Here is a 23,324-nt window from a genome sequence, read left to right as displayed (position 1 = left end):
GATTGAAGCCACTTCTGCTCGTAACAAAACAAGGTGTTTATGGTAGCTTACAAGACAAGGGACGGTATGGCTATCGGGCATTTGGTATTCCGTTATCTGGACCGATGGATAACGTATCATTTCATGCAGCCCAGTTAATCTTACATCATTTTCATGACCAAACATCTTTTGAAATGTTTGTAGGTGGATTTGAATTTGAGGCACTGGCAGATAGCATCTATGTTTTAACTGGTGGATGTTGCACATGTTTGGTCAATAGTTCGCCAATCGAAATGTGGAAGACATTCCATTTAACAAAGGGTGATCGACTTGCGATTAAGAATGTGAGTCAAGGTTCCATTGTTTACCTGACACCACTCGGAGGATTTCATTCAGAATATGAGCTTGGTAGTAGCTCATACCTACCACTTGGCAACCTAGGTACAGCGATTTCGAAAGGGAGTATTTTGTATGGGCAAGTCGCATCTCCATTAAAAATGAATAGAGGCCTTTATGCCCCATATCGTCCGACTTTTGCCAGCTCCATTACAGTGAGAATGTTTAAAGGACCCCATTTCGAGTTATTTACCGAGGAGAGTCAACGCCTTTTTCTTCAAAATCCTTTTCAATTTATCGGTGGTAATCGTATGGGCTATTACATAAAGGGGCCTACCCTGCAACTTCAAAATATGCAAGATATCCTTTCAGAAGCCACCCAGTTTGGCACCATCCAAGTGCCCCAAAGTGGTAATCCCATTATTTTAATGGCAGATGCTCAAACGGTAGGAGGCTATCCTATTATTGCGACGATCCATGAAGATGATTTACATAAAGTGGCTCAAATGCGTATGTTTAACACAATCAAGTTTGTACTGGAGGAATGATGCCAATGGATTTTAATTGCGATATAGGCGAAAGTTTCGAAGCTTTTATATCAGGAAAAGATGAAGAAATAATTGACTATGTAACCTCTATCAATATTGCATGTGGCTATCATGCAGGAGATCATACAATTATGCATCAAATGATTCGCAGTGCTCTTCGTAAAAATGTCCATATTGGTGCACATCCGGGCTACCCTGATCGTGAGGGATTTGGACGCCGAAATATGGATTTAAGTCCAGCTGAAATATACGATTTGACGGTCTATCAAATTGGCGCATTGCAAGCATTTGTGCAAATTGAAAAAGGGATACTTCATCATGTGAAGCCGCATGGAGCACTTTATAATCAATGTGCAAATGATCGGGAAAAAGCAATAGCCGTTATCGATGCCGTGTACGATTTCAATCCACAACTTATTTTATATTGTTTATCTGGTAGCCAAATGGCGAAAATCGCAAGGGAAAAGGGACTATCAGTATATGAGGAAGTCTTTTCTGATCGTCGTTATAATGATGATGGTACATTAGTAAACAGACAAGAACCAAATGCCTTAATTCAAACAGAAGAAGAAATGCTGGTACATGTAAAAGGTATTTTGACGGCAAATGAAGTTTTATCAGTACAATCAAAAAAAATACAAGTGGCTGCGAATACCTTATGTATTCATGGAGATGGCCCACATGCCCTGAGCTATGCTAAAAAAATTGCTGCGCTCAGAAGGCAATTAGAACAAATGTGAAAAAAGGATGCCTTAATGTTGTTTAAGGCATCCTTTTTATTTAAATCGTTGTTACTAATTCGACTGCTTCAAGCACAATTGGTGTTCCAGCAGAAAGCGAAGCCGTAACAGTATTGAATGTTATTTCAGTTGCAGAAACTGTATACGCATCACCTTCCTGTAGAACGCCATTGATATATAAATTATAGTAACCATTCGCGACTACAGGAAATGCAGTTGCAGCTGTGCCGCTATCATCTAAAAATGTTGTAGCAGCGACTGTTGTGCCGTCTGTAATAGCTAGAGGTGCAGCTAAGACGTTAAAAAATCTTGTAGAAGTACCAGTTACATTGACATGAATATTAATGATGGAAAGTGCCACCTGATTCACCTCCTTTCGTGTTGCTTATTTTGTTGTGAAGCCTAGTGATTCAATGATGATGGGCGTTCCTCTATACAATGCAGCATTGTAGGGATCAATCGTGAGTGAGGCTGGAGTTACCGTATAAATGCCGCCTTCTTGCATAACGGCATTAATATAAAGATTGATATAACCGTTGGGCGAAAAAATTGTAAATTCAGTAATGGGGTCGGCATTGTCATTCCAAAAGAGGGTCGCTGGAAGTGTAGCCCCATTTGTTAAATCAAGATCCGCTGTGACAATATAAAAATATCGATGGATGGTCGGAATAATGGCTCCTTCTGGGACTACTTCAGAAGGAGGAACAACGGGCACTCCGTTTGTTGCTTTTATACGGGGCCAGATAAATCGATTCTCGCAGTTACAAGGACAATCTTTTTCAACGTGCTGATGATTCTTAGGATTCACCATGTGCTATCACACTCTTTTCTAAAAAATAGTCTTGCCCCGAATAGGTTCACTATAAAATATGAAGAAAATATCATTCTATCTAGTTGAGCATCTTTCATTTAACGAGAATTATTTCATACAATCGAAGCGTACTAGCTAGGAGGAAGCGTTGGCATTCATGCCTTTTACCGTAAATTAGTGTTATACTTTGCTAGTTGAATAAGGTAGAATACTAATTATGAATAATTAACGAAAAAGGGGTTACTGGTTTCATGAAAGATTTTGAACAACAATTGGAGGGGCTTTTAAAGCAAGCTTCTTTGCAATACATAATCTATCAGCATAATGGTGATACGGAGCGTATGGATAAAACATCACTTTTTGCTCGGAAGATTCAACAAAAAGAGTATGTGATTGGCTTTGCAGGCCATTTCTCTGCAGGGAAGTCAAGTATGATTAATGCGCTGTCTGGCGAAAATTTACTAGCTTCTAGTCCGATTCCTACAAGTGCTAACATCGTAAAAGTGCATAAATCTGAGGAAGACTATGCAATCGTCTATATGCGCAATGAAAAGCCTGTTAAATTTGAGGCTGGCTATGATTTTAAAACGGTAAAAGAGCTAAGTAAAAATGGAGACTTAGTGTCACAAATTGAAATTGGCCACAGTACTTCTACACTCCCTGAAGGTGTAACTGTGATGGATACGCCAGGGGTAGACTCAACAGATGATGCACACCGTATGTCAACTGAATCAGCACTCCATATTGCCGATATCGTATTTTATACAATGGACTATAACCATGTGCAGTCAGAGCTGAATTTCCAATTTACAAAGCAGTTAATGAAATATAATCCAAACGTTTATTTAATTGTCAATATGATTGATAAGCATAAAGACAATGAATTAAGCTTTGAGGACTTTAAAGCTACTGTTCATAATTCCTTTACTGCATGGGGAGTTGTACCGAAAGGTGTATTCTTCACTTCTTTAAGAGAGCCAGAACATCCACATAATGATTTTGAGGCGGTCAAGAAAATTGTTATGGATAGTATGAATGATTGGCAGGAGCAGCTTGTACAAACAGCAACGAATACATTGCGTTTATTGCAAAGTGAGCATGACAATTATTTAATGGAAGAAAAAGAGGATCGTTTAGCTATTGATGAAGACATCTTAAGTGCAGATGACTGGGCACACCATCAAGATATTTTAGAGCAATACAATAAATTAAATCGTCAGGTTGAATTATTCTCAGTAGAAGCTTGGAATGAAACGTTTGAAGAGCAGCGTAAGGAATTACTTGCGAATGCTGCTATTATGCCAGCTGATTTACGTGACCGTTTACGTCTGTATTTAGAAAGTATGCAGGAGGGCTTTAAAGTAGGGGGACTCTTTACTGCCAAGAAAAAAACAGAGGAAGAGCGTAATCGTCGTAAAGAGGATGCATATAGTGCCTATCAAAATGTTGTTCATGCCCAAATCACAGGGCATCTAAAAGGGCTTATGAAAAAGGCCTTGAAGGATGTTGGCGCTTTAAATGAAGAACGGGCTTCAGCGATCGATGGCTATGAATTTGACTTACCTTTCTCATTGATCGAGCAGCAAGTTCAAACAGGCGCACTATTAACAGGTGATGCTGTATTAAACTTTGCTAACCGTGTCGCAGAGGCAACGAAGCGCTATTTCATCCAAGAAACAGATAGCTGGAAAAATGCCCAAGCGACAACGCTTGAAGCAGTGGCAACAGAAACGGCAGCACCTTCAAAACTAAAAATGGCTGCTATGCAGGATAAAGTGGATGCGATTAATGCTGTACTTGAAATCGAAGGCTATCAGCAATATAGTGCAAGCATTATGCATCAAGCAAGCAATGAAATCCGTAAAATTGCGAATCAACAGCTAACAAATTGGGAACATTCTTTTAAGCAAGATTTAGCCGATATTCGCTTGTTTGATGAGTCTATGCTGAAGCCGAAAGAAGTAGTGATCCAACAAGAAGAAGTTCAGCAGGCTGTTAGTGCAACGACTTTACCAATTGATGGTGTTATTCATCGTGCCCTTCATACGGCCAATGCTGTCAAAGAGGTACAAGGCTTTGCAGAAGTTGCGCACTATCTTGAAAATAAAGTGGAACGATTACAGAAAAAAGATTTTACCATTGCTTTGTTTGGGGCATTTAGTGCGGGGAAATCTTCCTTCTCGAATGCATTAATGGGCGCGAAGGTCTTACCAGTATCGCCAAACCCTACAACAGCAGCTATTAATAAAATTCGCCCTGTAACGCCTGAGCATCCACATGAAACGGCAGACGTACAGCTTAAAACAGCCGAGCAAATGTTAGAGGATATTCAAGGCTCTTATAAAGCAATCGGCTTGGCAGTATCTTCATTGGAAGAAGCATTTAACCGTGCGGATGAAGGACTTGCCGTACAGTTATCGGATGAGCGTTTAAATGTTCATAAATCATTTATTCGTGCTTACAAGGAAGGCTATCCAACTTTTAAATCTGAACTGGGAACAATTATCCGTGTGGACCGTGAAGAATTTGAAAAGTTTGTTGCGCAAGAAAATAAATCTTGCTTTGTTGACAATATTGATTTCTATTATGATAGCCCACTAACACGTATGGGTGTAACGCTAGTAGACACACCAGGAGCAGACTCTATTAACGCACGTCATACAGGGGTAGCCTTTGAATATATACGTAATGCAGATGCCATCCTATTTATTACGTATTATAACCATGCCTTTGCCAAAGCTGATCGTGAGTTTTTAATTCAGCTTGGTCGTGTAAAGGATGCATTTGAGCTTGATAAAATGTTCTTTATTGTCAATGCGATTGATTTAGCAACAACTGAAGAAGAGCAAGAAGATGTAAAAGGCTATGTTCGTTCAGAGTTACAACGCTTTGGTATTCGTTTCCCTCGCTTGTACGGGGTTTCCAGCCTATTAGCGTTAAAAGAAAAAGTAGAAGATGCTGATTTAGCATCAGGGATGCCACCGTTTGAAAACGACTTCCATACATTCTTAAATGATGAGTTGAGTGCGCTAGCCGTACAGGCACTTGCAGAAGAAGTTGATAAAACAGAGCAGCGCCTGGCAGATTTAATTGCCCAAACGGAGGAAAACTTAAAACGTAAAGATGAGCGTTTAGAGGAACTAACAACACTTGAACAACATATTCAAACGAAGTTCAGTGCGCTTAATACAAGTATGTTAGAAAGTGAAACGAAGCAAGAGCTTGATGAGCTTTTGTATTATGTTCTACAACGTGTCTATTATCGTTATCCAGAATTCTTTAAGGAAGGATACAATCCGTCGACATTTGCAGCGATGCCAGCACAGCAAGCATTGGAGCATGCATTGAAGGAAGTCATGCAAAGTTTACGTTTTGATTTCACACAGGAAATGCGTGTTACTAATTTCCGTTTATCACAGTTTATTAGTAAAAAAATGCAACAACGCTTTAAAGATGAAGTACGCGAGCTCAAAGAATTAAATCGAAGCTTCTCGTTCTTATCATTCGAATCTTCAGAGCCGAATTTATTGGATTTTGAAGGACCATTCGCGGATATCTCAAAATATGCGAGCGTAAAATCTCACTTCCGCAATCAAAAAGCATTCTTTGAAAAGAATGAAAAAATGAAGTTAAGTGAAGCACTTGAAACATTAACAAAGCCAGATGCACAAGATTATTTAGATGCACAGAAAGTTTCTCTCATGACATGGGCGATTACGTTTATTGCAGAGGAAGCAGAAAAATTACGTTTATATATTTATCATCAAGCGCTTGAACAAATTGAAACAGAAAGATTGGCACTACAGGAAGAGAGCCGTTTAGCTTCCTGGAAAGCAATTTACGCACAATTACAATACGCATGAGGTGATTGATATGGGAAAAGTATTCAAATCAGTGGATGAAATTCAGTTTGATGGGGTTCGCTTTATAGATGCTCGTTTCGATCTTCAGAATAAAGAGGCAGGGAAAAAAGCATTTGAAGAAGGCCATGCAACAGGGGCGGTTCATATTGATTTAGAACAACAGCTATCAGATATGGACAGTAAAGAAGGCCGACACCCAATGCCGAGCAAGGAAAAATTAGCGTCCGTCTTTCAAGAATTAGGCTTAAGCTATGATGATCAAATTGTTGTCTATGATCAAGGAGCAGCTCCATTTGCTCCACGTGCATGGTGGATGCTAACTTATGCAGGTTTCCCAAATGTTGTGATTGTAAACGGCGGTGCACCTGCACTCGAGTCGAAAATTCCGTTCACCAAGGATATTATTAAATACCCTCCAACGATCATCGATTTTGATTGGAAGGATGAGCTTTATGCACCACGCCAAGCCGTAAAGGCTATAGTTGATGGTGAAGTGCAGGCTACTTTGCTCGATGCACGTGCAGCGGAGCGCTACCGAGGAGAAATAGAGCCATTAGATCAAGTAGCAGGACATATTCCCACAGCCAAAAACTTCGATTGGGAGCAGCTGAAGGTAGATGGACAATTAAAAGCGAACGACGCATTACGTCAAAAAGTTGCGCGTGACGAACAAGTGGTTGTCTACTGTGGCAGCGGTGTAACAGCATCCCCACTCTATGCTGTTTTGGCAGATGAAGGTTATGAAAACATCCAATTATACGTAGGCAGCTTTAGTGACTGGATTACACAATACGATGTGGAAAAAGGTACGAATGAATAAAAGGAAACGCTCACCTCGGTGGGCGTTTTTTTTTATGGATAGAGAAGCTTTTGGTGAATAGCACACTCCAATTGAAGGATAAAAAAGAAAAAGTAGTAGATAGGATGCCGGAAGTGGTGGATAGAGCAGAAAAAGTGGAGGATAAGACGTCTGGATTAATGGGGAAGAATAACGGAAGTGGATAAAACATTCAAATTGAAGGATAGAACAGAAAAAGTGGAGGATAAGGCACCTGGAGTAATAGGAAAGAATAGAGGAAGTGGATAGCCAGCTCAAATTGAGGGATAAAAAAGAAAAAGTAGTGGATAGGATGCCTAAAGTGATGGATAGAACGGAAAAAGTGGAGGATAGGGCACCAGGAGTAATAGGAAAGAATAGAGAAATGGATAGAACATTCAAATTGAAGGATAAAAAAGAAAAAGTAGTGGATAGGATGCTTAAAGTGATGGATAGAAAAGAAAAAGTGGAGGATAGGGCCCTTGGAGTAATAGGAAAAAATAGAGGAAGTGGATAGAACACTCAAATTGAAGGATAGAAAAGAAAAAGTAGTGGATAGGATGCCCGAAGTGGTGGATAGAAAAGAAAAAGTGGAGGATAAGGCACCTGGAGTAATAGGAAAGAATAGAGGAAGTGGATAGAACACTCAATTTGAAGGATAGAAAAGAAAAAGTAGTGGATAGAATGCCCGAAGTGATGGATAGAGAAGAAAAAGTGGAGGATAGTGCACCTGGAGTAATAGGAAAGAATAGAGGAAGTGGATAGAAAACTCAAATTGAAGGATAGAAAAGAAAAGTAGTGAATCACACCGCACTGAAATGAGGAATAGCAGAGAGTATTTTGTTACTAAATAAAGTAATTTTTACTATTTTAGGGTTTGATGGTATTATATAGAGTATTTCAGAGGGGGGGAATGAATGGGCTTAAATAGTATGTATTATTGCATTGCTATGCTACTTATAGCCATCACGATTTCAATGATGATAATAGCAATTCGTAAAGGTGTCAGTAAGCTAAGTGTAATAATGTTTGGCTTGATGGTTCTGCTGCTTAGTAATAGTGCGGTATATGTGCATAAGCAGTTGGCTAACCCTATGATTGTTCCGCTTGTTTACGATTTTTATAGTGATAATGACACGCATGATTTTGCAATACATTATATAACAAATAAAAGCGATTATCGTAAAGTTGAATATTTACAGGCTGGCGATGTTACATTATGGACAACGAGTACTGGAGACCAGAGAAAGGGTGGCTACTTTTATTATTCTAGTGATGTGGTGAATGAAACTGCCCATCAATTTATGCGTGCCGCTTATTTTAGTGCCAATTCAACGGAAATCCAAAAGCTACTTCAAACGAAGAAGGTATACTTAGTCCTAAACGATGGTGAAAAATTAGCTACTTCCTTATCTTTAAAATGGGATGATTCTAATCAAAGAACGGTTCGTTCAATTCGTGTATCTGGTAGTAGCAATGGGGAACATTCGGCATCGTTTGAATCTCCACAGGATACGCAAATTGATGCAGTCAATATACCTGCATGCCTAAAGAGGCATACTGAATTGCTAGAATTGAGAGTGAATAATGTGGCCTATACAGAGAAGGATTTCCCTATTTCCGTGAAGAAAGGGCAAATTGTCTATGTTTCCTTTCAAACCGATGATTCTGGATTAGATATTCATGCCAAAGTAAGTGTAAGTGGATCGGATGCGATATGGCCAGTATGGATCGATAAAAAAGCTGTATTAGATATTCAAAAAATAAAAGAGGAGCGCCAGCGTTATGATTGTGATGGATGAAAAGTACCGACATTTAGAGTTCTTAAAATGGCTTTCGATTGCCCTTTGCTTGAAACTGGTGCTATTGAATATCGTTCCCTTTGCTTTTTACATTCAACAATTTTTGTTTTATAGTGCGTTATTTAAAAGTTTATCTTATTTTAAAGGAAAAACATTGGCGAAAAATTTGATCTTCTTCGATATCGGATTACTCTTTGTTAATCTCTTGCCAATAAATATCGTTATAAGTACCTGGCAGTTAGTGATAACAGTGATCGTTGAATTATTTATTATTTTAGAGTTTGGTAAGATAGTAGCGGAAATTGAACGACAATATAAAGCACTTCAAACTACATCTCGTATTTTGACGATGTATCAGTGGCTTGTTTTAGGGGTAGCTGCAGGATGGACTTTTATCATGAATGTGGATTACTTCTCCATGATTATATTTGTAAGAATTGGTGCGATCTTGTTATTTATTGCCAATGTACGTTTACTGTTTCATATTCAACGAATCAGAAAATCCATTAAATTTACCATGAAATCTAGAATTCCCTTAAAATGACTCGCCATTCATTTTATGCTACACTCTTGAAAAGGGGGAAAATGGATGTTTACACGTGAGACGAGCATTGAGATTCATCACAATGGTCATGTGCAAAGTGCGCAGGGGAAAGTAGCTATACAAGGGTTCGGGATGAGTGTTTACAGTTTTTTTGTGGATGGATTACTCATTGATACAGGCTCTAATTCATTGGCACAGGAGTTTCAATCTTTTTTTAGTCCTCTATCAATCGAGCAAATCGCATTGACACATTCTCATGAAGATCATGCGGGAAATGTTGCTTGGCTTCAGCAGCAAAAAGATGTACCAATCTATCTTCACCGTGATTCTCTTACTCGTTGTGAAACAGTGGGAGATTATCCTATGTATCGTCAAGCATTATGGGGGGAGCGTCCAGCATTTGTTGCTCAGCCGCTTGTTGCTACATTGCAAACAAAGACAACAGTTTGGGATGTCATTGAAACACCTGGTCACACAACGGATCATGTAGCCTTTTATAATCGTGAAACTGGTGCAATGTTTACGGGTGATTTATATGTTCAAAGCAAAACAAAGGTTGTACTTGACGAGGAAAATATTGTACATACCTTAGCGTCCTTAAAAAAATTATTAAACTATGATTTTAAAGAGGTATTTTGTTGTCATGCAGGGTATCTGCCGAATGGTCGAGAAAAAATAATGGAGAAAATTGCGTATATTGAACAACTAGAAGATAAAGTACGACAACTTTATAAGCAAGGATATTCCGTAGAAGACATGACGAGAAGTATCTTCCCACGAGATTATCCAATTACCAAAGTATCTGGTGAGCAATGGTCGTCCAAGCATATAATCACAGCTTTTATCAATCAATTCATGCATGAGTCCTTACTATAGGGGCTCTTTTTTTGTTGCTTTATATAAAAGAATTGAAGTTATAATAAATAAGATTGTGAAAAAATGTGAATAAATTGTGACAAAACCAATTGTAATGATGGATACGCTTACATAAGTTTGTGAAAAACTTCTCTTTTACACAAGAAAAATACTATGTGAAAAGTTGAACAGGCAAAAAGGCTACAGTTGTACATTCTTCAGCGATTACTCTCTAGCTATTATTATTTAAAAATAATTGATTGTGAAATGTGTAATTTGACATAAAAATGTATTCTAAGTAGATAAAACAGCATTTATTAAAGATGAAATTAAATTGACAGAAAATTCGTTGACTATATTTTCACAAAGTATTATGATACTGAAATACAATAAAAACAAAGGGAAAAGGATGGGATGGAATGGACGTAATGAAAAAGGCATTAGAAATGCATGCACATTATAGTGGGAAATTAGAGGTGACTTCAAAGGTTCCAGTACAAGATTCGTATGATCTGAGTTTGGCCTATTCACCTGGGGTGGCAGCGCCTTGTGTGGAAATTGAGAAAAATCCATCACTCGTGTATGACTATACAATGAAAGGGAATATGGTGGCAGTCGTGTCGGACGGTACGGCAGTTTTAGGGTTGGGGGATATCGGACCAAAAGCGGCATTACCAGTTATGGAAGGGAAGGCGATTTTACTAAAGCGTTTTGCCAATGTTGATGCTTTTCCAATATGTTTAGATACGAAGAATACGGATGAAATCGTCAGCATTGTGAAGGCGCTTGCTCCGACATTTGGTGCCGTGAACTTAGAGGATATCTCGGCTCCAAGATGCTTTGAAATTGAAGATCGCCTACGTCAGGAATGCGATATTCCCGTATTTCATGATGATCAGCATGGAACAGCAATCGTGGTAGGCGCAGCGATGATAAATGCGAATCGCATTGTGCAAAAGGATGTAGAAACGATGAAGGTTGTTATTAATGGAGCGGGTGCAGCAGGAATTGCTATTTTACGTATCCTTGTGCAAATGGGCTATAAAAATATTTATATGTGTGACACAAAAGGTATTATTTATGAGGGACGTACGGAAGGCATGAATCCGATAAAAGAAGCGGTTGCACATTTAACGAATCCAGATAAGCTTCATGGTACATTGGATGATGCGCTAATTGGTGCGGATGTCTTTATTGGTGTCTCTGTTGCGAATCTATTAACAGAGGCACATATTGCGTCCATGAATGCAAATCCAGTTGTTTTTGCCTTAGCTAATCCAAATCCTGAAATTACCTATGAAAATGCCAAAGCATGGGGTGTACGTGTTATGGGAACGGGACGTTCGGATTATCCGAATCAAATTAACAATGTGCTTGCATTCCCAGGTATATTCCGTGGTGCCTTAGATGTGCGAGCAACGGATATTAATGAAGCCATGAAGCTTGCGGCTGTGGAAGCAATCGCATCTCTTGTCAGTGACGAGGAGTTAACAGAGGAATACATTGTACCAAAGTCACTAGATGAACGTGTTGTGGCAATCGTCTCGAGGGCTGTGAGCGGTGCAGCTGTAGAATCTGGCGTTTCGGAGCTATTCCAACAAAGTGCAGCATTATCTGTTTAATAAAATAGAATAGGGAAATAGAGCAGATAGGGAAAAGTGAAGTGCTTTTCTCTATCTGTTTTTTATCAAATATGCTCGAAATTTGTTGTTATTTGGTGTTTTATGTAATAAAATGATTAAGTAAAATGGAATGTTTTACATAGTTGATTGAAGAAGAAGAAATACTTATTGATGACAGATTTAGATTGAAAAATAAGTCTTAAGTCCATTTAAAATTGAAAGAAGTGATGAGGGAAAATGAAATCAATCGTACAATTTCGATCTATTAAAACGAAGCTAATCGCTTTTTCATTGCTACTTTTAATGATTCCGTTACTTATCTTAGGTTTTATAAGCTATCAGCAAAGTAAATCAAACCTAGAGACGGTAGGGAAAGAAAATCTAAAAAATAGTGTGGAAATGACGATAGCCATGATTGAGCAATTCAATCAAGAGGTAGAAGAAGGCAATTTATCATTAGAGGAAGCTCAGGAAAAAGTAAAGATTGCTATTTTAGGAGAAAAGGATAGTGAAGGAAAGCGACCGATTAATAAGGACATTAAACTTGGCGACAATGGTTATATTTTTGTCGTTGACCAAAAAGGGATGTCTGTTGCCCATCCAAATATAGAGGGTACGAATGTCTGGGATGAAGAGGATGATAATGGCGTTAAGTACATACAAGGAATCATTGCCAAAGGGAATGAAGGTGGTGGATTTGTTTCTTATTCGTGGCCATTACCTAATTCAGGTCAGTTAGAGGACAAAGGGGTTTATGCGGAAACGGATCCATATTGGGGTTGGGTCATTGGTGCGAGCACTTATTTAATGGACTTCAATAAACCAGCACAAAGTATTCTTAAAATAACACTTATAGTAATTGGCTTGGCCATTATTGTTGGGATATTGATCATTTGGCAATATGCGAGTAGTATGACGAAGCCTATAAACCAAGCGGCTCAAGCGATGGAGCGTTTTGCAGAGGGAGATTTATCTCAAGAAAGTATGGCTATACGTTCAAAAGATGAAATTGGTAAACTGGCAAGCGCAATGAATCAAATGCAAATAAGGTTGAAAGATATGATTCATAATATTGCTCAAGCATCTGACTTAATTAACACTTCTAGTAAAGAGCTAACGCATTCAGCAAATGAAGTTAATATGGGAGCGGAGCAAGTCGCGATTACGATGCATGAATTAGCATCAGGTGCTGAGGGACAAGCCCACCATTCTAGTGAATTAACTTCATTAATGGAGCGCTTTACAGCAGATTTACAGGAAACGAATCAGCATGGTGCACATATTCATCAATCTTCAGTAGAAGTTTTAGCATTAACGAATGAAGGAAGTCAGCTTATGACATCCTCTAATTCTCAAATGGAAAAGATTGATAGCATCGTGCAAAATGCCGTTGAGAAAGTGAAAAAATTAGATGCTCAAGCACAGGAAATTTCTAAATTGGTCGTGGTCATTAAGGATATCGCAGATCAAACGAACCTGTTAGCTTTAAATGCTGCGATTGAAGCGGCAAGAGCAGGAGAGCATGGCAAAGGATTTGCTGTTGTTGCAGATGAAGTACGTAAGCTTGCAGAACAAGTAGCCTTTTCAGTAAACGATATTACATCCATCGTCACGAATATTCAGCAAGATTTTGATGTGGTCACGAACTCTTTAGAGGATGGTTACCAAGAAGTAAAAGAAGGAACGAATCAAATAAAAGCTACTACTGAAACATTTAACACGATTAGCCACTCCATTAATGATGTAGTGGAGAGTGTCCAATTAATTTCAACGAATTTATCGAAAGTTACAGAAGATGGTCATAAAATGAACAACTCTATTCAAGAAATTGCTGCGGTAGCAGAGGAATCTGCTGCAGGTGTCGAGCAAACAACAGCTACGACAGAAGAGACAAGTAGCTCAATGGAGGATATGGCTGGAAAGTCTGCTCAACTATCGGAATTAGCATTACAATTGAAAGCACTCATTGCTCAATTCAAACTATAAAAAAAATCTCCCACTCTCTGAAATGAGAGGGGAGATTTTTTTACATCATGCCAACACCAATAATACCGATGAGGATGATAAAGAAAAGAACAAAGAACACGATGAATAAAATAACAGCTGGAATAAAGATAGTGAAGAAGGCCATCCAGTTAGAAATTTCATGTGCTTCTGCAACGGCGCCAACAGAAATAACAAAAGACCATACACTAACAACAATAGTTGCTAAAACAGTTGGCCAAAAGATCCATGGCACATCTCCGATAAAGTTCGGATCTAATAATGAATCTGGTGATGTAACTAACCAAATAATATAAAGCGGAATGAGGACAATATAAGGTACTGCTGTTAAACTTAATCCTTTAAATAAGTCAGAGTAAGTACCGGTACCTTTAAATAACTTACCAAATAACCAAGTGACCAATGCAGAAATAGCTGTCCCGATAATACCAGCGATTGGAGCGAAAATGATACATAATAATGCTAAAATCCATGGTGATAAATCGGGAAATAACTCCGAATCAATTAGTCCAGACATAAGAGAGCCGATATAGCCAATAGACAAAATCAAAATTGCAAAGCCAATAGATTTTTCATTAATCATATAACGAGTCGTTTGCTTTGGATGTAGCCAAGCTGATAAAAATGGATTTAGTCTTGGCCTTTCTTCTTGCGATGTCTCATTATAGTTTTCCATCAAACTACCTCCAAAATAATAGTATAATTGCTTATTCCATATGTTAATATACGAGTGAAGTGAAGAAAAGTTTCGTAGAAAATTAAAATAACGCCCTAAATAAAAAAGAGTCGTAATGATCGACTCTTTTTTGCAATGGATTTTTATTCAGCTAACATCAATTTTTCTAGCTCAAGCGGTTCGATGTATTGCTCACCTTTGTAAGCACGCATATTACCACCAGAGATTTCATCGATTAATAAAATCTCATTTGTATTTGCATCGCGGCCAAACTCTAGTTTAATGTCATAAAGTGTTAAACCTTTTTTAGCAAGCTCGGCTGCAACAAATTTAGAAATTTCAATTGTACGTTGTTTTAAAATAGCATATTCTTCGTGAGTTAACAGGTTTAACATAGCTAAAGCATCTTCTGAAATAGGAGGATCTAGTCGATCATCATCTTTAATGGTTACTTCTACGAAGGAGTCTAAATCTTGTCCTTCTTTAACATAGGCACCGTAGCGACGTAGGAATGAACCAACAGCTTTGAAGCGGCAAATAACTTCCAAACCGTTCCCGAAAACTGTTGCAGGTTTTACTGTCATCGTTGCATCTTCAAAGTTTGCGTCTACATAATGCGTAGGAACACCTTGTTCATTTAATTTGGAATAGAAATAGGAAGTTAGGCGTAAACCTGCTAAACCAGCGCCATCAATCGTTAATCCAACAGTATTAGCACCTGGGTCAAAAACACCGTTTTCTCCTGTCACATCGTCTTTAAATTTTAATAAATAATGACCATCTTCTAGTTTGAACACATTTTTTGTTTTCCCTGTATACAATAATTCCACAAAAATACCCTCCAATATTTCATAGTACTCTAAAATTATAACACGAATGTTTTAAATATTTAATAATAAAAATGTTCGTTTTAAATGTTTATTTACATGTTTTGTAACAGAATACCTAATAAAAAATAAGGTGATAACGAATATTCGCTATCACCTTATATGAAATTAAGAATATTTTGAATTTGGATTATAGGAAACTATGACAAAGAAATACTATTAATAAACACCTTCCATAAGCATTCCATCAGCTACTTTGATAAAGCCCGCGATGTTTGCGCCCATTACTAAATTACCTGGGAAGCCATATTTTTCAGCTGCTGCTTTGCTGTCCATATAAATATTTTTCATAATTTGATGAAGTTTCGCATCTACTTCTTCAAATGACCAAAATACGCGGCTTGAATCTTGTGCCATTTCAAGAGCAGATACAGCAACACCGCCAGCATTTGCTGCTTTAGCAGGACCGAATAATACACCTGCATTTAGGAATTCATTGATTGCTTCCAGGTCTGATGGCATATTGGCACCTTCACCGATAGCTTTCACACCATTTGAAATTAATGTACGAGCCGATTCACCATTAATTTCGTTTTGAGTAGCACATGGTAGGGCAATATCACAAGGAATTGTCCAGATACCTGTACAACCTTCTGTAAAAGTAGCATTTGGTCGGTAATTAACGTAAGTTGAAATACGGTCACCTTTTACTTCTTTAATTTCTTTAATAGCTGCTAAATCTAAGCCTTCAGGGTCATAAATATAGCCTGAAGAGTCAGAGCAAGCAACCACTTTTGCACCATATTGTTGTGCTTTTTCAATGGCATAAGTAGAAACGTTACCAGAACCAGAAACAACTACTGTTTTTCCTTCGAATGAATCATTTGCATCTTTTAACATTTCGTTGACAAAATAAACTGTACCGTAGCCAGTTGCCTCTTTACGTGCTAAAGAGCCACCATAACCAGGAGTCTTACCAGTTAGTACACCTGATTCATTTGCCTTTGTTAAACGTTTGTATTGGCCCCATAAATAGCCAACTTCACGAGCACCTACACCAATATCACCAGCAGGAACATCGACATCTGGACCAATATGACGGTATAATTCAGTCATGAATGCTTGGCAGAATCGCATGATTTCTGAGTCTGACTTACCTTTCGGATCGAAGTTCGAACCACCTTTACCACCACCGATTGGTTGCCCAGTCAACGCATTTTTAAAGATTTGCTCAAAGCCTAGGAACTTAATGATGGATTCGTTCACGGAAGGGTGGAAGCGAAGGCCGCCTTTATAAGGCCCCATCACATTGCTGTATTGAACACGATAACCGCGATTTACTTGCACTTGATTGTTATCATCTTGCCAAGCTACACGGAAGGAAATAATACGATCAGGCTCAACGATTCGAGATAAAATATTGGCCTGAATATATTCAGGATGTTGTGCGAATACAGGCACTAATGAGATGAAAATTTCTTCAGCCGCTTGTAAAAATTCCGCTTGATGACAGTTCTGTTGTTTTAGCTGCTCAAATACGCCATCAACGTATTCTTTTGCTAATTGTTCATTGCTAACAGTTGTAATTGTCATAATTAAAACCCCCATTTAGTTGATAGGTGTATCGTATATCTATTTTTCAAACTATTCAATAAAATACTTTGTAAGTTTGTGAAGAAATGAGCAAGAGAGGTCTGAAAAATATTATATTAAAATAATTATGTACTAAGTAATTAATCTAATTTCGAGAAAGGAATGATGCTTTATTGTGAAGGTTCTAATAGACGCTGATGCCTGTCCAGTAGTGGATTTGGCGCTATCTATATCATCTGAATATGAGATAGAAACTATCTTATTTTGCGATACATCTCACCGTGTTGAACGTGATAATGTAATAACAATTACTGTTCCGAAAGGTCCGGATTCGGTTGATTTTACGCTTGTGAACGCGCTTTCAAAACATGATATTGTCATTACACAGGATTACGGGTTAGCAGCAATGGTTTTAGCAAGAGGTGGATATCCGATCGATCAAAATGGACGAGAAATGTCTGATGAAAATATCGAACGTTTGCTCGATATGCGTCATGTTGGTCAAAAAATTAGAAGGGCAGGTGGGCGAACAAAGGGACCTAAAAAAAGAACACAAGAAAACAATATTTCGTTCGAAAGGAAATTTCGACAAATTTGTGAACGAGCAATTTTAGCTCATAAAATGGAGGAATCTACAGGTGAAAAATGAACGTAATCACGAACTATTGGAGCAATATCCACAGCTGAAGGAACTAGCAAAGAAGGATACTGTTTTCTGGGAAAATACAAATCGGATGAAAAAACCAAAGACAATGCACTTTACTATGTCTGAAGTAGAGGATGCGGAAGAAACATTGCAGCGTTTTTCATCATATTTAAAAGTAGTCTTTCCTGAGCTTGTAAAAAGTGATGGTCTGATTGAATCCACTATTGAGGAAATGGCAGAGATGAAAAATGCCCTTGAACAACGGTATGATGTCTCAATACCTGGCCAATTACTGTTAAAATGTGATCATAATTTACCGATTTCTGGATCAATCAAAGCACGTGGAGGAATTTATGAAGTATTAAAACACGCAGAAAGGCTTGCTTTGGCAAGTGGAAAGCTTAAAGTAGAGGATGATTATGTAGTCTTAGCTACAGAGGCATTTCAATCATTTTTCCGACACTATACAATTGCAGTAGGCTCTACAGGAAATTTAGGTTTAAGTATCGGCATTATGGGCAAGAAGCTCGGCTTTAATGTCGTAGTACATATGTCGAGCGACGCCAAGAAATGGAAAAAAGACTTGCTACGAGAAAAGGGAGCGACAGTGATTGAATATGAGGCTGATTACAGTGTGGCGGTAGAACAGGGCCGACAAGAAGCTATACAAGATCCAATGTGCCATTTCATTGATGATGAAAACTCAAAGGATTTATTCGCAGGCTATGCAGTAGCCGCAAAGCGTTTAAAAGGTCAATTAGAAAAGGCTAATATAACAGTCAATTCAGCGCATCCTTTGTTTGTTTATTTACCATGTGGTGTAGGTGGAGGGCCAGGTGGGGTTGCCTATGGACTGCGAGAACTATTCGGCGAGCATGTGCATATTTTCTTTGCAGAACCCGTCGCATCTCCTTGTATGACGCTAGGCTTAATGACAGGTTTACATGATGAAATTAGTGTAGAGGATATTGGCTTAGACAATAAGACGGAAGCAGACGGTCTAGCAGTCGGTCGTGCCTCTAAATTCGTTGGAAAAGTAATGGACACGTATATTAGCGGATGTTATACGGTAAAAGATGAGGAATTATTTACTTCACTAGCATTAGCAATGGAGTCTGAGGAGCTATTTTTAGAGCCATCCGCACATGCAGGAATGTTTGGACCGATCCAGTTAATGAAAAACGGGCAAAAATATTTAGAAAAGCATCATTTAACCGACAAAATGGAGCAAGCTACTCATATTGTATGGGCGACAGGTGGAAGTATGGTGCCGAAGGAAATGCGTGAGGACTATTTAAAACAGACAACATTATAACCATTAACTATTTATAGGCATTAAAAAAGCCTAGAAATTTCTTTCTAGGCTTGATTCTCACTTACTTTAAATGCTCCATGACACACTGCCTCGCTTTCGCATTGTATCTTAAAAATAAGACAACCGTGCTTTAGCTACATTCAGTTTTGTTGGACCTTCAGAGTTTGCAATCCATCCCACTCATCGGGTTAACCCTCCTAGTCATTGGATTTGAAGTGAAATCGTTAATAGTATGGGTCAATACTTATTTTTTATACACATTTTTTTAACTTATGTGTAGAAACCTTAATAATTATCGCTGTAGCTGTTTTCGCTGAGCACTTAAAAATACTTCATGAGCTGCTCGCACACCAGCACCTGGCTCAAAATCATAGGAAAAGTCTTGAAGTGCTGCTTCCATTAATGAAACTGCCTGTAATACATCGCTAGGGAAACAATAGCCCATATGACCAAATCTGAAAATTTTCCCTTGTAAATGACCAAGCCCTCCAGCGAAATCTAAATGATAATGCTGTTTTAAATGTGTTAAGAAATCATTGAGATCAATCCCTTTTGGAGCCATGATCGCTGTAATTGTCGGGGATGCATACTCATCGTCAGTTAAAAGGTCAATGTTCAGTGCTTTCATCGCATTACGGACCATGTTTTTCATTAATTCATGTCGGGCAACAGTTGTATCAAAGCCACCTTCCTGCTCGATTAGCTTACAAACCTCATGAAGTCCATAGATAAGTGTGATAGTAGGCGTATTTGGCGTCATCCCTTTTTCTGCCCAGCTACGATAGCTCAATAAATTTAAATAATAGGATGGGGTTTTATTTTTTTCTATGATTTGCCAAGCTCTTTCACTTACGCTAACAAGAGAAAGCCCTGGTGGCAACATCATCGCCTTTTGAGAACCTGTAACAAGAATATCGACTCCCCAAGCATCCATCTCAGCAGTAGCACCACCAATGCAACTTACACCATCGACGATACATAATGCAGCTGTTTCTTCACGAACGACCTGTGCCAATTCAGCGATCGGGTTTAAAATACCAGTGGAAGTTTCATTGTATGTGATAAAAACAGCCTTAATATCCTTTAATGGCTGTAAGAAATCCCGTAACTCATTAGCCGTGCAAGCTTGACCCCATTCTTTTTCAAGCTTATGTACGTTAAAGCCGTATTTTTCACAAATCGAAACAAAATAGTCACCAAAAGCTCCAACTGTAACAACGACCACATGTTCACCAGCTGAAACCGTATTCACCGCAGCTGCCTCTAGAGCAGCTGTGCCACCTGATGGGAGTAGTAAAATATCTTGCTTTGTCCCAAAAATAGGTTTTACTAATTCGACTGTTTCTCGATATAATTCCACAAATTCAGCGCTTCGATGACTAAAAATATCACGATTCATCGCAAGCTGAACCTTTTTTGGAATAGGTGTTGGCCCAGGATGTCTTAAAATATTATCATACACAAATATCAGTCCCCTTTGAAAGAAATTCTAAATTTTCTAACTATAATCATAACATAATTATTATATCTGCTAGCTATATTTTTGAAAAATGATGGAAGAGATTGTCATTATGATACAATTTCCTAAAAGGAGTCAAAGCTATGGAGACAATGAGGCATTATCCATTTATCTACTTTTTGTACGAAGCAAATCAGGTGTTGGTTTATAAAATTCAAACATTAAATTATATCACGATAGATGATGTGGTGGAGAGAGGGAAATGGGAGGCATATGAACTTCAACCATTTGAATCATTTGCTGCTTTTCGACATGAACGAAGCAGTCCAAAGGAGGGATGGACTTTGATGGTAGAGCAAGATCATCTTAATCTTTTTGTAGACATTATTAATGATACCATTCAACAACAGAAAGTTTTGACAACAACGACAGCCCCAATGGTACATATTGTCTGTTCCGAATCCGTAGCAGGCTCACTACGAGTAGCACTTGCACCGCCGAAATATGTAATAGGGTTTCCAGATGATTTGTCTATAGGTCCGTTATGGAAGCTTGATGAAAAAAGAGGACAGGCATTTCGCCATGAATGGTTAATGGAAAATATAAATGATGGTATGGATGATTTTGTGAATTATCATCATTTCATGAATACGATAAGAGAAATACAGGATATTCCGCGTCATTTACCAATTTACATATGGTATGGAGACAATATAGAAGAACAATGTGGACTTAGATTTTTCCTTTATTTATTACGTGAAAAAACGAATGAAATCTATCTTATCAATACTGGGGAAGAGCGTGTTAGCAATCGGCATTGGAATGTAGAACAGTATGACAAAATAAGCTTGTCTGCTAATGCACATCTATTATTTCAGCAGCAATGGGAACGTTTAGCGAGGACAAAAGAGGTGTTACGCCTCTGGTTGCATCAACAAATTCAGGCGGTTCCAGTGAACGCCTATGATTCATTGATAATAACAAGGCTAGAACAACTTCATCAGCAGCAAGGAACCATCGATTATATTCAAACAGGGGCACTCATTTCAGAGCTTTTAACTAAAATGGAGGCTCCTCCAAATATCTTCTTTCTTGAATATAGAATTCGTTATTTAGTGTACAGTGGTGTATTTGAATTAAAAGGCATCCCTAAATCTATGCACCATTATCAAGTAAAAATGCGCCAAAAACCTCTTCAGCATTAAGGCATGAAGAGGTTTTTGAACGGTTTATTAGGCAACAAATGGTCTGTTCATACGCATTAAACCATAAATAGCAAAGAATAAGCCGCCTGTTATAATCATTAGAATTGTATAAAGCACGGCTTTCCCTGATTCTCCACACCAACGATAAAATAATCGGTAGGAGAAGTATAATGTAAAGCCTGCTGCACCTAAAGAAGCAAGTATGCCAATAATAGGTATAAACGAAACGATGATCAAGCCCGCATAAATGAGCGTATTTTTTAAAGCTGTGGCACGTACTGTTTCTCGGCTATCGCCACTAGCTGTCAGCAGGAAAAGACTGTATACATTAATAATAGGAATCCAAGCGATATAGGCTACATCTGCAAAACCATTTGTTTTAGACGTCATAAAATAAATTAGTGCACTAATAATATAGGCGATTAAACCTAAAGCAAGAGCTGCTAAAATAAATATAATAAATAAACCACCCATGGCTGCATCAAAATCATTGTAATAATACGAATCATTATAGTTCATCAGTAAAACCTCCTTTCATAAAAAAATACCTCCTAATAATAACAATCCTAAAGTGGTAAATCTACAACAATTTTTATAAGATACTTAGTGAAAATCGCACAAATGTACTAGGACATTCGCTTTTTCTAAAATGTTGATGATGATTTTTTGAGTAGTAAATGCAAAAATGCAAAAAATATCCTTTATGGAAAGAGTATGCTAGTTTTGGAGAATTATTTTTAGCGAATTGTGTTTTTCAATGTTTCCCCTATAGAAAACATTACTATCCTATGATGGAGGGGGTTCATAAAATGCAAAAAAAATCACCTTACGTTAAAGTGAGGTGATTTTTTCGACTGAATTAAATAAATTTAGCAATATGCTCTAGCTCGATACGAGAAGAATTGTAAGCAGGAGCGGAAGCCTTGCCAATGGCGATTAAAATAATAGGTACAATATGATCGGCTAATTCAAAGCGTTTTGCGAAGGCTTCTTTATTAAATCCACCCATCGGAACGGTATCATAACCCATATCTTTTGCTAATAGCATGATTTGCATGGAAATCAGACCTGCATCGAATGTCACGATATTTTTTAAAACTTCTTGTGGAAGCTGAGAATACAAGTTTATAGAGTTATTGATCATTAAATCCCTTGTTGCTTCATTGATATAGCCTAGATCAAAATTTTTTGTATAGATAGCCTCTGCATTCTCGTACATTTTTGTATCACCTAAAACGGCAATAATAGCGGAGGAAGTTTCAACCTGTTCTTGATTGTTGGCAATAGCACGTAGCTCTTTTTTTGTTGCCTCGTCTTGAATGACTAAAAAGCGCCAAGGCTGCATGTTACTAGAGGATGGAGCAGACGTTGCTTCTGTAAGCAATTGTTCTAATTGTTCTTGAGGAATTTTATAATTTTCATCGTATTTGCGAACAGATTTACGGTCATGCATAATTTTATTTAGATAACTTTTAGTCACTGTCATAATTCCAATCTCCTTCGTTTGTGTAATGCATTTTTTACTATACGATAAAGGGATTGATTTTCCAAGTGAATTGCTTGAATTTGAGAATCTTGAATTCAATAACTCTGTGATTTCTTCCCATTGCTATAATTAGCGCTAAGGTTTAAAGTTCTCGATCGTATGTTCGGAATATATGTTCCCTTTTACGAGATAATGT

At 38.0% G+C, this 23,324-nt stretch carries 23 protein-coding genes; 15 read left to right on the top strand and 8 right to left on the bottom strand.

What is annotated here, in order from left to right; genetic code table 11:
* Positions 1-2: 2 nt before the first annotated feature.
* Positions 3-863 (top strand): 5-oxoprolinase subunit C family protein, encoded by an 861-nt coding sequence (locus ABC382_RS07340; protein ID WP_274796506.1) that lies wholly within the window; start codon positions 3-5, stop codon positions 861-863.
* A complete protein-coding gene (locus ABC382_RS07335) occupies positions 860-1,603 on the top strand; it encodes a 5-oxoprolinase subunit PxpA (protein ID WP_274796507.1) in 744 nt (247 codons plus the stop codon). The genes ABC382_RS07340 and ABC382_RS07335 overlap by 4 nt, the downstream gene beginning before the upstream one ends.
* Positions 1,604-1,643: 40 nt before the next feature.
* Here ABC382_RS07335 and ABC382_RS07330 read toward each other — a convergent pair whose 3' ends face one another.
* Positions 1,644-1,964 (bottom strand): DUF4183 domain-containing protein, encoded by a 321-nt coding sequence (locus tag ABC382_RS07330; RefSeq protein WP_322610485.1) that lies wholly within the window; start codon positions 1,962-1,964, stop codon positions 1,644-1,646.
* A gap of 24 nt (positions 1,965-1,988) precedes the next feature.
* A complete protein-coding gene (locus ABC382_RS07325; RefSeq protein ID WP_322610486.1) occupies positions 1,989-2,414 on the bottom strand; it encodes a DUF4183 domain-containing protein in 426 nt (141 codons plus the stop codon).
* A 251-nt stretch (positions 2,415-2,665) separates the two neighbouring features.
* Here ABC382_RS07325 and ABC382_RS07320 point away from each other — a divergent pair, with 251 nt between their 5' ends.
* The 10 genes from ABC382_RS07320 to ABC382_RS07275 all read left to right on the top strand — a co-directional run bounded on the left by ABC382_RS07320 (position 2,666) and on the right by ABC382_RS07275 (position 13,903).
* The gene (locus ABC382_RS07320) at positions 2,666-6,277 is read left to right on the top strand and encodes a dynamin family protein (protein WP_274796510.1); all 3,612 of its coding nucleotides are present in this window, start codon (positions 2,666-2,668) and stop codon (positions 6,275-6,277) included.
* Between the two features lie 10 nt (positions 6,278-6,287).
* On the top strand, positions 6,288-7,097 hold the full coding sequence (locus tag ABC382_RS07315; protein WP_322610487.1) for a sulfurtransferase: 810 nt from the start codon (positions 6,288-6,290) through the stop codon (positions 7,095-7,097).
* Between the two features lie 53 nt (positions 7,098-7,150).
* On the top strand, positions 7,151-7,282 hold the full coding sequence (locus tag ABC382_RS07310) for a hypothetical protein (protein WP_322610488.1): 132 nt from the start codon (positions 7,151-7,153) through the stop codon (positions 7,280-7,282).
* Positions 7,283-7,419: 137 nt separating this feature from the next.
* On the top strand, positions 7,420-7,611 hold the full coding sequence (locus tag ABC382_RS07305; protein ID WP_322610489.1) for a hypothetical protein: 192 nt from the start codon (positions 7,420-7,422) through the stop codon (positions 7,609-7,611).
* Positions 7,612-7,727: 116 nt separating this feature from the next.
* On the top strand, positions 7,728-7,859 hold the full coding sequence (locus ABC382_RS07300; RefSeq protein WP_412926690.1) for a hypothetical protein: 132 nt from the start codon (positions 7,728-7,730) through the stop codon (positions 7,857-7,859).
* 152 nt (positions 7,860-8,011) lie between these two features.
* Positions 8,012-8,896: a hypothetical protein gene (locus tag ABC382_RS07295; protein WP_322610490.1), complete on the top strand. Its 885-nt coding sequence runs from the start codon at positions 8,012-8,014 to the stop codon at positions 8,894-8,896.
* Positions 8,880-9,440 carry a hypothetical protein gene (locus ABC382_RS07290; RefSeq protein ID WP_322610491.1) on the top strand — a complete coding sequence of 187 codons (561 nt, stop codon included), beginning with the start codon at positions 8,880-8,882 and terminating at the stop codon, positions 9,438-9,440. The genes ABC382_RS07295 and ABC382_RS07290 overlap by 17 nt, the downstream gene beginning before the upstream one ends.
* Positions 9,441-9,485: 45 nt before the next feature.
* Positions 9,486-10,316 carry an MBL fold metallo-hydrolase gene (locus ABC382_RS07285; RefSeq protein ID WP_322610492.1) on the top strand — a complete coding sequence of 277 codons (831 nt, stop codon included), beginning with the start codon at positions 9,486-9,488 and terminating at the stop codon, positions 10,314-10,316.
* A gap of 398 nt (positions 10,317-10,714) precedes the next feature.
* Positions 10,715-11,917: an NAD(P)-dependent malic enzyme gene (locus ABC382_RS07280; RefSeq protein WP_274796520.1), complete on the top strand. Its 1,203-nt coding sequence runs from the start codon at positions 10,715-10,717 to the stop codon at positions 11,915-11,917.
* Positions 11,918-12,154: 237 nt separating this feature from the next.
* Positions 12,155-13,903 carry a methyl-accepting chemotaxis protein gene (locus ABC382_RS07275; RefSeq protein ID WP_312507122.1) on the top strand — a complete coding sequence of 583 codons (1,749 nt, stop codon included), beginning with the start codon at positions 12,155-12,157 and terminating at the stop codon, positions 13,901-13,903.
* A gap of 40 nt (positions 13,904-13,943) precedes the next feature.
* Here the strand turns inward: ABC382_RS07275 and ABC382_RS07270 are convergent, their stop codons facing one another.
* The 3 genes from ABC382_RS07270 to gdhA all read right to left on the bottom strand — a co-directional run bounded on the left by ABC382_RS07270 (position 13,944) and on the right by gdhA (position 17,017).
* Positions 13,944-14,597, bottom strand: coding sequence for a Yip1 family protein (locus ABC382_RS07270; RefSeq protein ID WP_274796522.1), 654 nt, complete (start codon positions 14,595-14,597; stop codon positions 13,944-13,946).
* A 143-nt stretch (positions 14,598-14,740) separates the two neighbouring features.
* A complete protein-coding gene (locus ABC382_RS07265) occupies positions 14,741-15,427 on the bottom strand; it encodes a phosphoribosylaminoimidazolesuccinocarboxamide synthase (protein WP_274796523.1) in 687 nt (228 codons plus the stop codon).
* 216 nt (positions 15,428-15,643) lie between these two features.
* Complete coding sequence (gene gdhA, locus ABC382_RS07260; RefSeq protein ID WP_274796524.1) at positions 15,644-17,017, bottom strand: NADP-specific glutamate dehydrogenase; 1,374 nt, start codon at positions 17,015-17,017, stop codon at positions 15,644-15,646.
* A 175-nt stretch (positions 17,018-17,192) separates the two neighbouring features.
* On the opposite strand from gdhA, the gene ABC382_RS07255 reads away from it, so the two are divergent.
* Positions 17,193-17,666: a YaiI/YqxD family protein gene (locus tag ABC382_RS07255; RefSeq protein ID WP_274796525.1), complete on the top strand. Its 474-nt coding sequence runs from the start codon at positions 17,193-17,195 to the stop codon at positions 17,664-17,666.
* Positions 17,656-18,978, top strand: a complete 1,323-nt coding sequence (dsdA, locus tag ABC382_RS07250) for a D-serine ammonia-lyase (protein WP_322610493.1) — start codon at positions 17,656-17,658, stop codon at positions 18,976-18,978. The genes ABC382_RS07255 and dsdA overlap by 11 nt, the downstream gene beginning before the upstream one ends.
* A gap of 292 nt (positions 18,979-19,270) precedes the next feature.
* Here the strand turns inward: dsdA and ABC382_RS07245 are convergent, their stop codons facing one another.
* Complete coding sequence (locus ABC382_RS07245; protein WP_322610494.1) at positions 19,271-20,440, bottom strand: pyridoxal-phosphate-dependent aminotransferase family protein; 1,170 nt, start codon at positions 20,438-20,440, stop codon at positions 19,271-19,273.
* 140 nt (positions 20,441-20,580) lie between these two features.
* On the opposite strand from ABC382_RS07245, the gene ABC382_RS07240 reads away from it, so the two are divergent.
* On the top strand, positions 20,581-21,642 hold the full coding sequence (locus tag ABC382_RS07240) for a DUF1835 domain-containing protein (RefSeq protein ID WP_322606290.1): 1,062 nt from the start codon (positions 20,581-20,583) through the stop codon (positions 21,640-21,642).
* 27 nt (positions 21,643-21,669) lie between these two features.
* On the opposite strand, the gene ABC382_RS07235 is transcribed toward ABC382_RS07240, so the two are convergent.
* Both ABC382_RS07235 and ABC382_RS07230 read right to left on the bottom strand, forming a co-directional pair.
* Positions 21,670-22,161 (bottom strand): hypothetical protein, encoded by a 492-nt coding sequence (locus tag ABC382_RS07235; RefSeq protein WP_322606289.1) that lies wholly within the window; start codon positions 22,159-22,161, stop codon positions 21,670-21,672.
* Between the two features lie 340 nt (positions 22,162-22,501).
* Positions 22,502-23,128: a nitroreductase family protein gene (locus ABC382_RS07230; protein WP_322606288.1), complete on the bottom strand. Its 627-nt coding sequence runs from the start codon at positions 23,126-23,128 to the stop codon at positions 22,502-22,504.
* Positions 23,129-23,324 lie beyond the last annotated feature (196 nt).

The sequence above is a fragment of the Lysinibacillus phoenicis genome, from assembly GCF_047238325.1.
Lineage (GTDB): Bacteria > Bacillota > Bacilli > Bacillales_A > Planococcaceae > Lysinibacillus > Lysinibacillus irui.
The sequence above is the reverse complement of the archived record's forward strand: the minus strand, read 5'-3'. Positions and strand labels throughout refer to the sequence as shown.